The sequence below is a fragment of the Mucilaginibacter ginsenosidivorans genome, assembly GCF_007971025.1.
Classification (GTDB): domain Bacteria; phylum Bacteroidota; class Bacteroidia; order Sphingobacteriales; family Sphingobacteriaceae; genus Mucilaginibacter; species Mucilaginibacter ginsenosidivorans.
Genome location: NZ_CP042436.1, coordinates 1,743,241 through 1,759,962 on the forward strand (window position 1 = coordinate 1,743,241; position 16,722 = coordinate 1,759,962).

At 60.5% G+C, this 16,722-nt stretch carries 4 protein-coding genes; all 4 read right to left on the reverse strand.

The genetic code is table 11. The features are described from left to right. Genes FRZ54_RS08030 through FRZ54_RS08045 form a run of 4 tightly spaced genes read right to left on the reverse strand, consistent with a single transcriptional unit; the run spans position 1 to position 16,508 of the window. Entirely contained in the window at positions 1–8,847 is an 8,847-nt protein-coding gene (locus FRZ54_RS08030) for an RHS repeat domain-containing protein (protein WP_147031116.1), read from the reverse strand. 8 nt (positions 8,848–8,855) lie between these two features. Then, a complete protein-coding gene (locus FRZ54_RS08035; RefSeq protein WP_147031117.1) occupies positions 8,856–9,647 on the reverse strand; it encodes a hypothetical protein in 792 nt (263 codons plus the stop codon). After that, complete coding sequence (locus FRZ54_RS08040; protein ID WP_147031118.1) at positions 9,644–16,267, reverse strand: RHS repeat domain-containing protein; 6,624 nt, start codon at positions 16,265–16,267, stop codon at positions 9,644–9,646. Before FRZ54_RS08040 ends, FRZ54_RS08035 begins: the two co-directional genes overlap by 4 nt. A 13-nt stretch (positions 16,268–16,280) precedes the next feature. Continuing rightward, positions 16,281–16,508 (reverse strand): hypothetical protein, encoded by a 228-nt coding sequence (locus FRZ54_RS08045; RefSeq protein ID WP_147031119.1) that lies wholly within the window; start codon positions 16,506–16,508, stop codon positions 16,281–16,283. Positions 16,509–16,722 lie beyond the last annotated feature (214 nt).

A 16,722-nucleotide genomic window follows, 5' to 3' on the forward strand; every position in this document is an offset into this window, starting at 1 on the left:
TTAAAAAATTTGAACTTCTTTTCCATCGGCGTTGTAAAGGTGCTCTTTCCCAACCTGGTTAACGCCTCGCCAAGTGCCATTAATTTTTTGGTAGTCATTAAAATATGTAATTATACGTAAGGACTTGCCTTCTTTTCCCTGCCATCGCCACTCATAATACTCAGCAGGTGCATTTTCTTCGTTGGTTGGGTATGCCCTGTTTGTTTTAAGTGTTCCCATTTGGTGGTAGTTATAGATAATAGAATTCGGCGAATCTAATATAATTGACGAAATATTAAACCAAATATTTAGTCGTCCAGTAAATTTGCCAAATGTCTGACTGGTACGACCCAATCTCATATTCATGCTATGCATAGCGATCTCTTCATCTTCGCCAATATGTTTGCTTGCAGGAACAGGAAATGCGTTTCGTCCTTTAATTGAATGGTGGTGATGAACAGTTTCATTCAGTTCACCATCATTTCCAAACTTTTCCATCACTTTGTTCCATTGTTCATCGACTTTCGGTGATTTATTGTTCTTAATTAATGTTAGATTAGCTTTGCTTAAAGCTAGTTTGCCTATCGGAGTATTTCTATATTGTTTCCAGAAATATGATGCATCTCTTGGCCAGCCCAAACTATTGTAACTAGATGGATTGGGTGCATTTGCCATATCGATGATGTTATCTGAATGAAATAAATTTAATGAGGGATCGGTTTTATGGGCAAATTCAGTAGCCTTTTTATAAGGTTCCAAGCCATCCAAATCAACAGCTTCAATTGGTGTGTTTCCTGCAAACTGATATGGTGAATACCACGGATACTGATCAGCTAGAAGATCTATACTCAAAAACTTCCCAAGCCGTGGATCATAAATCCGCATCCCGTAATCCTGCTGGTTGCCGTTGCCGTGGACGTCGTTGTCGTTTTCTTTGCCGTTGAAGCCGTAGCGGTAGGTGCCGGTGGCGGCGCGTCCGGGCATGAGGGCGCCGAAGGCGTAGTAGTCCTGGGCGCTGGTGATGTCGGCGGTGTAGCTGGTGGTGTTGTCGCCGTTGTCGGTGGCGGTCACGAGGTCGCTGACGGTGGTGAGGACGTTGCCGAGGTGGTTGGTGAGTTCGTATTGTTTGTGGCCGAGGGTTTGCCAGATGGTCTGGGCGTTGTTGTCGGCGAGGTTTTCGTTGGGGAGCCACATGCCGATGCGGCTGCTGCCGTAGAGGTGCTGTTCGCGCCAGTTGATGTGACTTTGCTGGTTGTCGTAAACGGCGAGGGTGTTGCCCTGGGCGTCGCGGACGTAATAGGTGGTGGTGCCTCCGCTGGTTTTGGCGACGCGTTGCTGGGCGGCGTTATAGGTATAGTTGATGAGGCCGCTGGTGCCGGTGAGTTGGCGGATCTTGCCGTAGACGCTCCACTGGATGCCGGTGACGCTTTGATTGCTGGTGTGGTCGTCGGTGAGGTTGCCGGTGGGGTCGTATTGGTAGTTGTTGGCGGTCTGGGCGCCGAGGTTGGTGGCGGTGCTGTTGCCCTGGATGTAGTTTAATTTATTGTTGAGCAGGTGGCTGTTATTGTCGCGGTTGTACTGGTAGGCGAAGTGGTCTGCGGTGTTGTTAGCTGCGGTGCGGTCAGCGGTGAGGATGTTGCCGTTGCCGTCGTAGGTGAAGTCTTCGTTATAGGCGTTGCTTGCTGTCCAGCTGGTCAGGTCGCTGTGCTGGCGGACGCTGATGAGGCGGTTGAGCTGGTCGTAGCGGTAACTGTTGCCGACCGGGGTGCCGTTATTGATGGCGTTGAGCGACAGGGTGCTGCTGCTGATGTTGCCGTTGTACAGGCTGTGTCCGGTGATGTCGCCGGAGGGGGCGCTGAAGGTTTTGGCGAAGGCGGTATAGGGGCTGCCGCCGATGGGCTGGTAGTCGCCGCTGTAATAGTTGAGCGAGTAGCCGTAGGCGTCTTTGGGCAGGGTGCTGCCGGGGGCGCCGTCCTGGCCGATGTCGCTGCCGAGGGTGACGTCCTGGCTGTTGACGCCTTTGAGCCAGCCCTGCAGGGTGTAGGCGTAGTCGAGGCCCTGTACTTTGTTGTTGACGTCGCCGAGTTCCATGCGGGCGAGGGGTCCGTGCAGGTAGTATTGGTAGCTGGCGTCGAGCCGCTTGGTGGCGGGATCGAGGAGGCTTTCGCCGTTGGCCTGGCCGGTGGCGGCGGGGACGGGGCTGCTCCAGGCTTCGGTGAGGCGGTTGTCGGCGTCGTATTGGTACTGGTAATAGAACTGGTCAGGCTGGCCTTTCTGGTAGCTGACGAAGTTGACCTTGCCGCTGATGAGGTCGTATTCGTAGGCGATTTGCTTGGGCTCGCCTAGGCCGTCGATCTGCTGGTAAAGGGTTTTGACGTTGCCGTCGATGTCGTAGTCGTAATAGGTGGCCTGTTTGACTTCGGCGCCGGCGGTTTCCTGGTAGGTGCTGGCGGCGACGCGTTTGCGCAGGTTGGCCTGGGCGAGGTCGCCGTGGATGCCGTTGCCGGTTGCGGGGGCCTGGTCATAATAGGTATGGGTAACCTGGCTGTTGCTGCCGCCGGCGAGGAAGCTGCTGATGGCGGCATCGTCCAGGTAATCGGGGGCGCTGAGGGTGGCGGTGGTATTTTTCTGACCGGCTTCGGTGATGCGGCCGAGGGCGTCATACGTGCTGTAGCTGTAATCGCCGGCGGCTTGTTGCTTGTCGTTCTGCGAGAAGGTCAGGCGGCTGAGCAGGTCGTACCAGAAGCGGTTGGTGCCGCCGTCGGGGCTGTGCTGGCTGGTGACCTGGTTGGTGCTGTTATAGGCGTAGGTGGTGGCCAGGCCGTGGCTGGGATAGACATAGGTGACCTGGGTTTCTACGGTGCTGTTGTCGGCGATGGTGGTCGGGCCGCCGGCTGCGGGGGTATTGAAGCGGAACCAGCCGGCGAGGCTGGCGGCGTCGGAAGGCATGAAGCAGCTGCTGGCGGCGTTGGCGCTGATGGCGGCCTGGCTGAGCGGCTGGCTGTACAGGCGCAGGTGTTTCAGGCTGGCGGTATTGTCGGGCAGGCTGAAGGTGCCGCCGGCGGCGGTCAGTTCAAAGCCGGGGCCGATGGGGTCGTTGCCGCTGGTGTAGCTGAGCAGATGGCCGTTGAGGTAGAGCTGGGCGCTGTTCTGGCTGCCGAGTGCGCTGCCCTGGATGACCAGGTGGGTAAAGGGTTGCAGGGGCTGCAGGGCGCTGATGTCGGCGCGGTAATGCTGGGAATTCGGCGCCAGGGTGAGGGTATGGTCGTCGGGGGCGTCCAGCGGCTGGATGTCGATGCCCAGGCGGTTGCCCAGCAGCATGACCTGGAACAGGTATTTTTTATCGGGGGTAACGCCGGCGAACTGGTTGGGCTGGCTGCCGTCGTTGTACAGCCAGAGTTCGATGGCGCCGGTGCTGGCGGACAGGGTGGCTGACAGGGCGTTAAGCGCGGTGGGTTTGTCGGAGTCCGATGCGGGCCCGGTATAGGTGCAGCCGGAGGTCGCGTTGGCGCGTGCGGCGGCGACTTTGACGAGGTCGTCGCCGGCGAGCAGGCGCACGCCTTCGGGGGGTATGGTGCGGACGAGGTTGTCGGCCTGGTCGTAATAGTACAGGGTATAATGGTAGACCTGCTGCCGGGCGGTCAGGCTGAGGTTGGCTTTGGCGGCGGTGCAGGCGCTGACGTAGCTGGCGCGGAAGAGGGCCTTTTGCTGCTCGATATAGGTGTCGTAGGCGGCTTGTCCGTTGGACACGGCGACGGTCAGCTGGTCGCCGGGGCAGGCCATGGGGTCGGGACTGGTTCCGGCCGGGGGCTGGTTGCAGAGGGTGGCGATGCCGGGGTCGTTCTCAAAGGTGGTGTATTGTTCATGGTTCAGCACGAAGCCCCAGCGCTGGTTCATGAAGGTGGTGAAGATGAGCTCGTAATTGGGGTCGTCACCGGCGAGGTTGCCGCCGAACTGGGTCTGCAGGTCGGCTTTGGCATCGTTATATTCCTGGCGGGTGACGCAGCCTTTGGCGTCCGGGTCGAGGAAGACGGGCAGGGTAATATCGCGGCTCAGCAGGAACTGGCATTGCTGGCAGGAGCTGGTCAGGACGTCAAGGTCGCCGGTGGTCAGGGTCATGGCGGTGCCGTAGGTCTGGCTGAGGTAGCCGAAGAGGTCGAGGCTGCTGCCATGCGCGGTGTTATAGCTGTCCTTTTGCGCCTGGAGCTGGGCGATCAGGGTGCATAGCGCGGGGTTGCTGTTGGACAGCAGCTGGTTGTTGACCTGCATCTTCGGGGCATAGGGGTAAGGTGTGCCGATGAGCCAGGGGTTGAGGTCGCTGGTAAAATGGTCGAGGCCGAGGTCGCCTTTGATCGCGTCGGCGAAGGAGCTGAAGCCGCTGGCGGTGGTTTTCCCGGGGGCGGTGGTGCTGGCGCCGAGGGGGTGGTTGATATCGCCGCCGGCGAGGGCGACCTGGATCAGGTCTTGTTTGAGTTTGTCGATGGTCTCCTGGCTGTAGCCGGCGAGGCCGGGGGAAAGGGCCTGCATCCAGCCGGTGGCGCCGCCCTGTGCGGCGGTCTGCAGTTGCTGGTTGAGGGCGTCCTGTCCTTGCTGGGGGTCGCTGCCGAGGCCGACGGGGACCGGGCCGCTGCCATCGAGGAAGCGGGGTTGTTTGTTCAGGAGGCCGGCGGAGCAGGTGCCGGGAAGGTTGTCGTACAGGTTGTCGAAGACCCAGGCGTCCTGGTAGGGGATCGCGCCGCCGCCGGGCAGGGTGATCTTCAGGCAGCTGTAGAAGGCGGCGGTGGCGGTAACGGGCTGACCGGCGGCGTCGGTGCCGCTGAAGACGGGCTGGCTGCCGGAGCTGCCGTTGATGACGGTGATGCGGTGCCGTGCGGGGTAGCTGCCGCTGAGGTAGCTGTTCGGGCCGTCGGCGGCGGTCACGGGTATAAGTGCGGGGCTGGTGCAGTCGTTTTGCGAGCTGTTGAAATACCAGGTTTCGCGGGTATGGCCCTCGGTATGGGTCAGGGCCAGTGTGGCGGCGCTGAGGCTGGCGAGGGTATATTTCACGGTGACGGCGGACAGGCTGAACTGGCAGTTTTCGTCCATGGACCAGCTGCCGGTATATTGGTGCAGGTCGCTGTTGACATGAAAGGTATTGCCGGGAGCGATGGTCAGGGTGCCGGCAAAAAAGTCGGTATTGCTGACCGGCAGGTCCTGGGTGGCGGTCACGTTGCCGAGGTCGTCGAGGGTCTGCCGGGTGATATGGTCGTTCTGCCAGGCGTTATAGACCAGGGGGTCGGCCTGGCAGGAGGCGCAGGTGACGGACAGGACGGTGATGACGGCGTTGGGCAGGGCCAGCGGGGCGCAGAAGGCCATGCCGGTGGCTCCTTTGGGCAGGCTGACGGTGATGGGCGCAGTAGCGCCGGGGTAGGTCAGCTGCACGGTGGCGTCGGCGCGCAGGATGCCGCCGCTGTAAACCAGCAGGGCGTTGCGGTGCTGGGCATCGCAGGCGGTTTGGGGCGGGGTGTCCAGCGGCGAGAAGGGCTGCACGGAGAAGTCGGCGTTGGCGGGGCAGGGCCCGGGCTGCGGCAGGGCGGCGGGCTGGCCGACGCGGCACTGGCCCGCGCAGGTGGTGGCTGCGCGGAGCAGGTCGTAATATTTTTGTTTGAGCTGGAAGTAAAAGGTCTTGTAATCTGCCCATTCGCGGTCGGGAACGCGGCAGTTCTCGTCGGGGACGCAGTTTTCCCAGCTATCCTTGTTGGGGTCGTTCAGGGTGTTGGTGGACGCCCCGGGGTCGGAACAGTACAGGAGATAGTCGACGGTCTGTTCGATATTCTTGACGGAGCTGACGGTATTGTGCAGCACGTTGAGGGAATACTGGAGCAGGTCGTTGCGGAAGGCGGACTTCAGGCTGGCGCCGGGGCCGGAACCGTTGAAAAAGGGGTCAAGGTCGGCGAGCCAGGCGGCGTTGGCGCGGTCGTAGGAATGGGGGGCCGCAGGGATGGTGATGTCTTCCAGATGGCTGGCGTCAGTGACCTGTTCCTGCACCCGCTGGTCCCAGTACACGTAGTCGGAGTTGGCATAGCAGAACAGGAGCTTGCAGTATTCCGGGTGGAAGGGGAGGAACTTGCTTGCCCAGCTGTCTTTCCAGTAGGTCACCATGAACAGCGGGCTGAAATTGGCGTCATAGGGCGAGGTGGTGCTGCCGTCGGGCAGCGTGATGAGCTCGGCGGTATACTGCGGGTCGGTGGCGGGTTTCACGGGGAAAACACCGGCATCGTGCCAGTGGGCCGTGAGCACGTTCAGCGCGGGTTCCAGGGTGTTGCCGTTGCTGTCGAAGAGGGCGTACTGCCCGCCGGGCGATACATCGTGCTTCATGGCGGTCTCGGCCTGTTTGCAGGGGCTGTCATCGGCATCGCTCTGGCAGGTGGCCTGGGTGCTTTGGACATAGGTGTACAGGCTGCTGTACTCCTGGTCGAGCCAGGTGGTGAACGGCGCGCTGTCGAGGTCATCCTGGGCGACGCCGAGGGCGGTCAGTTTGGCGCGGACCCAGTTCCCGAATTGTTCCGCGCTGCCGAGCGTGGCGACATTGGTCTTGCAGTCGCTGAGGCAGGACTGGAAGTCGATGCGCTGCAGCTCGGCGAGGATAAAGTCAAAGGGTTTCTGCAGGATATGGCCGGCCTGGCCCTGGGTGACGAAATTGTCGGCGAAATCTTCCATGGTGGACCGGCTGAGGGACAGCTCGAAGGTGACGTAGTATTCGCCGATGGCGCTCAGCGTGAAGTCTTCGGTGTGCGTATAGGTGCCGCTCTGGCAGTTCTGCAGGTCCGTTGAGCCGACGTGGGTGGGTTTGGTGCTCTCGTAGATGAGGTCCCCGCAGTCGTTGGCGACGGTGATATGCAGGTTGTAATAGCAATTGCTGCACAGGTCCGCGGTGCCGCCGGAATAATGGTCGGCGAGCAGTTCGACGTTGTAGTCCAGGTGGGCCGGACCGGTCATCGACGCGAGGTAGGTGGTGGTGGCGGCTATTTTCAGGTCGCTGCTATGGAACTCGAACTTCGATGGGTCCAGCAGCGGGATGGTCTGGCTGATGACGGGCGGGGTGACGCCGGTCTGTTCGGTTTTGACGGGGTCCATGCCGTCGGGGGACGCGCCGGTGAGGGCGGTGGCGATGGTTTTGCCGCTGGAATTGAGGTAGCTGATGCTGATCTGCCCGTTGGGGTCCATCACCATGTTCTTGAGGTAATGTTCGGCGAGGCCGGCATCATTACCGAAAAGCTGGTCGAGTTCCCATTGTTCCGGTTTGGCATAATAATATTTCGTGGTATGCGAGGCGGCGCCGCCGGGCTGGAAGGCGGGGCCGACACCGCCCTGCAGTTTGATCCGGCCGGTATTGTCGGGGGTGTATTGGGTGACGGCAAGGGGGTAGCCTCCGGCATCGGGGATATAACGGTTATACAGCGGGTCGGTGGACAGCAGGAAGGGGTTTTGGGCGGAATAGTACTGCGAGGCGCCGGCGGCGGTGTTCAGTGCGGCGGGGGCTACTTCGCAGATGCCGGGGGCGCTGCCGGCAATGCCCAGGTTGGCGGCGCTGTAGGGGGTGGAAGTGCCTGTGGCGAGGTTGAGCCCGGGCTGATAGCGCAGGTAGGCGGTGCCGGTGCCGGGTTCGCGGAACGGTGCCGGCAGGATGGAGGCGGTGGGCCGTCCGAACTCGTCATAAATGTTTTCCTGGAAGACGGCGACTTTGTCGCTGTTGTTCAGTGTGGTGGTCTGCCGGCTGCGCAGGCTGCCGTCGAAAAAACTAACGACTTCTTTTTTCTTGCCTTCTTCGGCGAAAGCGGCGCTGTACTGCCAGTCGAGGCCCTGCTGGTACCAGCTGGGCAATTGCCAGACGGCGTACTGTCCGTTGCTCTGCTGGTAGTCCCAGTCGCCGAGCTGCCGGACGTTGCCGGAATAGCTGACGGCGCGCATGCGCACGAGGAGGTATTTATCGGTATAGGGCAGGGAGATCAGGTAGGCGTTGCCGCTGGTGGTGACGCGGGTGGCGTTGTGCCGGAAGATCGGGTCGGCTTCGGCGGCGCTGACGCCGCCGGATGCGCCGAGCATTTGGGCGATGGTGCTGCTGTAATCGCTGTTTTCATCAGCGGTGGTCCACTCGATATCGTATTCCGCAGCGGAGGGGTTGGCCCAGTAGAGTTGCAGCTGGCTGCCCTGGTTGGCAAAGGCGGTGGCATCATGGTCGAGCGTATTGGCCCGGAGGGCGGGCTTGAGGGACGATAGTAGTTTGGTCTTGAGCGAGGGGCCGGCGGTAGCTGCAGGGGCGGCGGTTGGCTGCCCGGCTTTGAAAAATACAGCGGAAGGGCGGATGGCCTGGCGTTTGTCAAAGCGGTATTCGCGGCTGACGAGGATGCGGCTGGTCAGCTGGAAGTCTGCCGGGAGGTCGTTGCCGAACTCGGGGCTGTAGATGTTATCGACGATGACGCGTACCCAGTAGGCGCCTGCAAAGTTGAAGACGTCCTGGTATTTGTAATGGGCGCCTTTTTTTGCGGAATAGCTGACTTTCAGCTCGGCGGTTTTTTCCAGGGGGACGCTTTGGCCGGGGTCGGTGAGGTACTGTATCCTGAGGTAAGCGGTGCAGCTGAAGTCCCGGCTGACAGCGGCCTGGCCGGTGATGCGCAGGTCGATCTCGTTGCTGACGGAAACGCGGGTGATGTCGCTCCAGTTGAACCGGGGGTTTTTGAACTTTTCGTCCTTGACCAGCAGGGTATCGTTTCTTTTGATCTTGCCGCGGATAAAATTCTGGTAGGGCTCGACGCCGGCGAAGGCGGGGGCGGGTCCCAGGCACCAGGCGAGCCCGGTTCCTAACAAAAACAGCAGTACTTTCCTCATCGTCGTCATTAGAGCATAATCAGTTTATAGCCGGCGTACTTGCCGGTAAGTTTCCATTTCCCGTTTTCTTTTTGAACGACGTCGGCGGGGGCGGTATACCGCCCGGGCTTGCCGGAGGCGGCCGAATGCAGGATGCGCAGCGTGGTCACGCGGTCCTTTTCGGGGTTGGCCGGGTCGCTGAGGTCCGGGGTCCTGGTCAGCACGCGCTGCGGCTTGCCGGAAAGGGTGTCGTAGGTTAACGATATCTCTTTGCAGGCCAGGTGGTGTTCGTTGACCAGGGAGAGTGTCCGGCTGCGGCCGGAAACACTTGCCCGGAGGCTGTAGCTTTCGTTCCTGAGGTAAGCCAGGAGCGCGCCGGCGGCGACCATGGGCGGGCGCAGGGTGATGGCCTGCGCGGAGAGCACGACGCGTTTGAGATCGTGGCGGATATAGATGTTCTGCGTCCCGTGATGGATGGTCTCGGCATCGCCGAGCCTGCCATAAAAATCCTTGCCGTTGCGGCAGAATATATAGGCGAGGTCCCGGGCGGAGCTGGCGGTGTCCTGCCCGTCGGTCAGGTCGATGCTGCCTTCGATCAGGCAGCGGGGCTGGTTCAGGTCAAGGGTGCGCAGCTTGTCCGCCAGTTCCTGCAGCAGCGCGGGGTCGTACGCGACTGCCGGGGCGGCGTCAGGGCCGGGTGCGGTTTTGGGCGCTGCCTGGCGCTTGTGGTGTTCCACGGCCCAGCCGAGCAGGGTGGCCAGCAGCAGGGAGAATAGCATTGCCCAGCGGATATTGCGGCGGAATTTGGGTTTATGGCTCATTGCAGGGGGTTTTTAAGGTAGGAGGAACGGGTTTCTTTCAGGGTCATGATGCCGCGCTCGGTTTCTTTCTTGACGCGGATGAGCAGGCCCTCGTCGTCGTATTCGTAAAAGGTGGCGAAGCCGTTCTCGTCCAGCTCGGCCATCAGGCGCAGGGTTTTGTCGTCGTAGACGTAGGTCTTCATCTGGGCATCCATGGGGTGGATCCGCAGGTCGTCGATGTAGACGCCGGAACCGGCGATGGCGATCGAAACGGTGGAGGCGGAGGCAGGCACACTGAAGGTGCCTTCGAGTAATTTCCAGTCTTCGACCACGGCGCGGCAGGTGAGCGTCACGGGGGTGCCGCCGGCACTGAGCGTGAGGTCAAACGAACGGTCGCCGGGGTGGTTGTCTTTTTCCCAGACCTGGAAGATGTATTTGCCCTTGTTGCTGCTGCCGTCGCCGGGGACGGGTTCGAAACCGGCGGGGTAGAGCCCGGCGGGGGAGGTTTTGGTGGCCTGGTCGTACTGGACGTTATACTCGCCGTGATCGTTCACGAGGAGCAGGGTGCTGCTGGCGGGCTGGTCGTAACAACGGGTGGTAAGTGTAAAGCCGCTGGAGGGAACCTGCACGCTGTAGTTGCCGGTATGGGACACGGTGCCGGTGATGAAATGGCTGATGTCCTGGCCGGGTCCGTCGTCAAACTGGGTCGTGGTGGTCTTGAACTGGTTGGCAGGAAGGACCGGCTCAAGGTTGCCGAGGGCAAAGCCGTCGTCTTCAAAGCCGTCGTTGTAAAGGTCGCGGTTTTGGGCGTTGGAAGCAACGGCGACGGGCAGCTCGCCGAGGAAGCCGTAGATGGCGGCGCTGTAACGCTGCAGGGCGTCCCGGTTCTCCAGCTGCTGGCCGTAGCGGTCGTATTGGGTAACGGTGCTGGCGGGTATCCAGCGGGCGCGGTTGCCGGCAGCGTCGGTGGCCCAGTTACTGCCGTTATAGTACCAGTAGGAGGCAAAGTTTTTAAGGTAGCCGGCGTTTTTAACGTCAACGCCGCTCGTGCCGAGGCTGGTATTGTATTGGCGGGCCTGCTGGAAGACGCGGGTGTCCTGTTCGTGCCAGTTGCCGAGGAAGCCGCGGACGTAGGGGTTGACGTGGTAACGGTAGTCGTAGACGGGTGAACTTTGTGTAACGAGCGACGCGGTCGTAAATACGACCTGGTTGATATAATCTACAGCAGGGTCTTCCGTGGGCGTGGTGGAGTAGATGACCAGGCCGATTTCGGGTGTTGTTGCTGTTCCGCGGGAAGCGGTCAGGGTTATCGTGTGGTAACCGCTCGAAGAGATGTATACATGATACATTCCGTAAGTTGCCGAAGGATGAGGAAGATCTCCTACGCCACTTATATTGTAAGTGTAGTTGCCAACGCCGGTATAGCCGACAAAATAGGCGCCTTGTGGGAGGTAAACTTGCTGCTGTATGGTAACCGGCTGGTTGTTGGGTGGATCGGTAACCTGCCAGATGCCGCAGTTATATAAGCCAGTGACGCCGAAGCCGTTATTGTCGCTTGTATATCGGCCAGGAGCAAAATATGTTGTTTGCGGCGACAAAGGTGGCGTGTAATCTTCTGCGGTAGTCCAGCGGGCTGAGGTATAGGGATAATACGTCCCGGTTTGCGTCCGCGTATACTCTGGGCCCTGGCTGTTCAGGCTCATGGTCCGGTTATCGTTAAAGGTTTGCAGCGAGGCGTTGATGACTTTGAGGCTGGTCAGGTCGTTGGTGTTGGTCCGGATGGCGAGCTGCCCGTTCTGGATGGGGTTGGTGAGGCAGACGAGGCTGGCGGTGCCGGCATCGAGGTTGTTGCGGTAACCGGAGCGGATGACCTTGACGGGTTCGTTGCTGATCGGGTCGGGGACGGCGCCGTACCGGTCGACGAGGCGTTTATGGGTGCTGCCGCCGCTGATCTGGTTCTCGATGACCCAATAAGGGCCGGGGTTTTCGTTGCCGGGGTCGGCGACGATCAGTTCATCGCCGGCCCTGAGGAAGGTGTCGTAAGCGGAGGGTATTTCTCCGGCGGCGTTGGTGCTGAAATTGGCGAGGGTGGTGCCGCTGGTCTGGTAGCCGCCGCCCATGCCGGGGTAGGCCCAGTAGGCGGGTATGGCGACGCTGTAGAGGTTTTGGCCGAATTCGTTTTGGGTCCGGGTAACGACCGGGGCGCCGGTGAGCTGGTCAAAGGCGATGTTCTGGGTGACGATGGTGGAGCCGTTCTGTTTTTTGGTGATCTTATCGATGATGCCGTAATACTGGCTGCACTTGACGGCGCAGGCAGAGCGGAAGAGTTTGTATTCGGAGTTGTTATACCCGGGGAAATGCGGCAGGGGAAATGCAAAGATGGGAATGCCGACGCCGTCGTAACCGGCATCGTAGGCGTTGCCGTCGTTGATGGTTTCGGCTTCGCGGAAATCGGTAAAGAAATCAACGTCGCGGCCGATGACCTGGTCGTCAACTACGCTGCCGTCGGGTTTGACGAGGCTCACCTGGTTTTTGAGTTTGTAGGTGTCGGCGCCGGTTTGTTCCCGGTTGTATTCATACAGGGTGGAGCTGAGCTCGGCCCCGGCGTTGTTATAGGTGGCGACGCGTTTTTCCTTGCCGTGCATGTCGTTGACGATGATGCTGTAGCCCTGCGCCAGGGTGAGCTCGTCGATGCTGGTGGAGCCGAGGAAGGCGAAGTCGTTGATGTGTTTGGGATGGTGGGGGTCGATGGGGGTGTTGGTCACCTGTACCGGGAAGTCCCTGGCAGTATAGTATTCGCTGACGGTGTAGCCGGTGCGTAGGGTAGGGTCGGGGTCGCCGTCTTTATCCAGGTCGGTGACGGTAACTTTGCTGTAGCCCACGGACGGCGCAGGGAAGAGGGATTCGCCGAAGGGTTTCTCCAGGTCGAAGAAATTGTCCACGGTTCCCTTGATATCCTGCTTATAGGGCACCGGTTGTTTCATGGCGTTCTCGTCGTTGCCGACGGAGGGTTCGTAGGCGGCGACGCCGCTGCTGATGCGGGTGCCGTCGTCGAGAGTGGTGGTATAATCATAGGCCTGGCCGTAAGCGGCATCGGCGCCGGTGTTGCCGGACATGGTGTGCCAGTTGTCGCTGATGCGGATCTTTTTGACGCGCAGGCCGCCGCCGAGTTTGCGCCCGCCGGGTTGCGCCAGCCGGACGAAGGAGCGGTTCAGCTGGATGTCCGCGGCAAAGTTTTTGCGTTGGGCTTTCTTATAAAAATTCTCGACCAGTTCGCTGAGGTTGCCGATGGCGCTGAGGACGGCGCTGACGGCCTGGCCGACGTTGCCGTCGCCTGAATCGCCTACCCGGCGGTCAAAACCGGGGTAGGCGTAACGGGGGTACTCGTCCTTCATTTGCTGCCAGGCGGAAAAAATTATGGGGTTCCGGGTGACGCCGCCGTCGCTGCGGGGCTCGAACTGGATGTCGGCGGTGCCGTCCGCCCCGATGCTGACGGACTGCACTTTGGCGTAGCAGCTGACGAAATCGTAGTCGGCGCCGGTTAACGCGCTGCCATCCGGTTTCTTGTTCCGGTAATTGGAGGTGGCCAGCTTGACGGAAAACTTGGTGTACAGGTAGTCGGAATTATTCAGGTAGTTTCGTTTGAACCAGGCGGTCTGGAGGCCGGTGGGAGCTGTTCCCGGGATGGCTACGCGGATGCCGGTGGCATCCAGCAGGGACGAGGTGAACGTGGTGGATGAAGTGCCTGTGATAAGCGCCTGTACGCCGGTCATGACCATGGCCCGCTGGTCCTGGACATAGGCGTAATCATCGGACTCATAACTGATGCTGATGTTGCCGCCGGTGGGGAGGTCGACCTGGCTGAGCTGCCATAGGGCGGCATAAGTGTCCTGGCGTTGTTTGATGGTGGGGTCGCTGCCCATGAAATCCTGCGGGGTGTAGGGGAATTCGTCGTTGGCCATCGCGGCCAGCGTATTGTGGCCGCTGGGTTTGTAAACGCCCCAGCGGTCGGTCTGCTGGTAACCGTAGCCGACGGGGCTGTTGTTGGCGGCCAGTCCTTCGTTATAGTGGAAGACATAGGGAAAATTGGCGCCTTTGGTGCTTTTGCCGTATTCAAAGTACAGGCTTTCCAGGGTGAGTTTGCCGCCCTGGTTGGTTTGCCCGTCGTGGTAATTCGGTAGGCCGGGGCAAAGGCGGTAGCTGTAATTGAAGTGGACGATCTTGATGGGTTTGCTCATATCCAGCTTGGAATAGAGGCGGATTTCGACGAGTTGTTTCTGGGGGTTGCCGGGGTCGATGCCGCCGTTGTACCCGGTTACGCCGAAGGCGTCTTTCCGGTCGGCGGTGATGAAATAGGCGATCTTGGTCCTGGATTCGATGGAACTGAGGTACCGGACCTCTTTTTCACCGTAGACGATGCTGGCCTTGTCGTCATCCTTATCGGCTAACAGGCCGCGGGTGACGGTGGCGCCGGTGAAGGGGGTCCGCCATTTGAACGGGGCAGCGAGTTTGGCGTAGTTGAATTTGATGGCGGTGCCGGGGTCGTCCGGGCTGATACCGTCGCCGGTGCGGTCGGCGTAATCCGGGGAAAGCACAGCGGTGAGCAGGAAGCTGGCGGCGTAGGCCGGCTGGGACTGCATATGGTAATACTGGTCGACGCCTTTCTGGTGGTCGAAATCGCCGAATTCGCCGGAATTTGCCGCGGGTACGGATTCGAGGTGGTTATCGTGAAATCCGGGGCCGCCGGGTTGCCCGTAATCTACGGTCTCCGTGCCGATGGCGAAGCTGTATTCACGCTGTACCCGGTTATAGACGGGCAGGCCATAGACGAGGCGCTGCCCGCTGCCGCCGGTGACGGTGATCTCGGAGAGGTGGTGCGGCTGGCGGACGCCGTCGCCGGACCGGTCCTCGGTGCTGATGGGTTGCGGCGAGGGAGTGAACTGCGTCACCGTGGCGTCGTAAAAGGCGTAATTCTGAATTTTTTTGTCGAGGCCGCCGGCGGTGGCCTCGGCTGCGGTCAGGCAGGACACGACGGTCCGGTTGAGGGCGCGGTTTGTCTGGGTGATGGGGCCGCCGATCGTGTGCGTGGTGAAGGCGGCGTCGGCTTTCTTGGTGTCGCTGGCGTGGATCTGCACCTGCAGGGCTTCGTCGCCGTGCAACTGCTGATCGGCCAGGGAGGCGTCTTCGGCGGTTTTTTCACCGACGACTTTGAAATAGGCGTGCTGTTTTGCGGGATCGGTCTGCGATTCCTCCTGGAAATCCCCGACCTGCCGGTAATCGTTGTCACTGGTCCATTTGCGGGTATTGTTTTTGACGGTCTGGTTGTACTGGGTTACCCCGCCGTGTTCCACGGGCAGCGGGGGCCCGATGCCGAGGTCGATACCGAAGGTCGTACTGCCGTCGTCGTCGCTGGCGGCGTTGTCAAAAAAGATGCCGGTGCCGCCGCGATGCAGGCGGAACTGGCCGGCGCCGGCCTGGCTGGTAAAGGAAAACAGGTCGGGTGTGCCGATGGGCACGGCCAGGTTGGGTATATTGGGGATGACGGGGTTGTCGTTCTCCCGGATGAAGTCCATGACGGCGTCGGGGAGGTCCTTGCCTTTTTCGGCATACAGGAGGCCGTAGGCAGGGTGGTTCATGACTTTGTTGCTGATCCAGCGCACGTTTTTATACCCGGTAGCGCCGGCGCTGGCGAAGCTGCCTTCGCCGGCGGGGCCGGCGTCAATGCTGAAGGAGCCGTAACGGGAGCTGTAGGGAACCTGGATCTTCGGAGATATGGGCTCGGTGTTGAAGGTGATGAAGGAGCCTTCGGCGTGAGCGCTTAGGCCATCGTACTGCCGGTTCCAGGAGCGGCTCCCGCCCGGTCCTATGCACTTTTCCTGGAACTTAGATGCGCCGAAACTGCTGCCCATGGTCAGGGCTTTTAAACCTGAGCGGCTGTTGTAACCCAGCGAGGCGCTGAAGCCGGCATTTTCTGCGATGTTGTCGGACATTTTGCGGCTGATCCCGAGGTTCACCGTGGGGGAAAAGCCAGCTCCGCTGGCGGTATTGGAGGTGACGCCGAGCCCGAGGGAAGCGGTATTCGCGCCCCCGTTCCCGAAGTCGGCGGAGATACCGGCGTTGGCGCTGAATTCGGCGCCGATACCGGTGTAGTTGTCATTGAAGATGCCCAGGCTGAGGGTGCCGCTGCCGTTGACTGATTTGTTTCCGCCGTTCACGCCTTTCCCATAGCCGAAAAGTTCGAACTTGCCGGAGACACGGCCGCCGACGGTGATCTTGGGTTTGGTGTCCTGGTCGGATTCGATATTATCGCCTTTCAGGTCATCGGGGATGCCGCGGACCTGGCGGTTGATGGCGCCGACGTTGAGGTTCCAGCCGAGGCCGACCCAGCTGGCTTCGTCGTCCATTCCGCTGCCGGAGTTATAGCTGAGGTTGACGGGGTAGCCGTCGACATCGAGCAGGGGGATGTTGTATTTGAGGTCGCCGGTGAAGAGGTCGACCATATCGGAAACGCCGGCGGGCTGGAACTGCTGGGCTTCGGGTTGCGTGGGGCCGGAGGTGAGTGCGGCGGCGGTGAAGGGCAGCAGGAGGTTGAGCAGCCATAGGGTTAAAAAAGCGATCGCGATCTGTTTTCTTTTCTTCATATCCGGGCGATGGTTATTGTGCATGTAAATTGAGGGTATAGGGTTTGCCGCTGATAAACCGGTCGCGGTAGACGAGCTGCAGGCGGCCGGCCTGCATGTCTTTGACCAGGTCGAAAGAGAGCAGGTATTCGAAGCAGCCGGCGACGCCGTTGTTGACAGGTTCGAAAAGGGCGGGGGCGAAATCGTGTTTGCCCTGCCGGAGCAGGAAGCAGCTGTCCATTTGGTAGCTGAGTTCGTTCACGCCGCTGGTCCCGTGCTGGTCGAGCCAGTCCCGTGCTGGGTAGAGGCGAACCTTATAGGTGACGGAACTGGTATCGCCCGGCCGCGGGGGGATCCGGGCGGCGTCCAGGGAAAGGGCCCGGTCCCGGGCCGAGGCATGGTTTTCGAGCCCGTCGAGCCAGCGCTGGGGGGGTCTTGCAGGAGGACAGGGCAAGCAATAATGCGAGCGTGTAAAT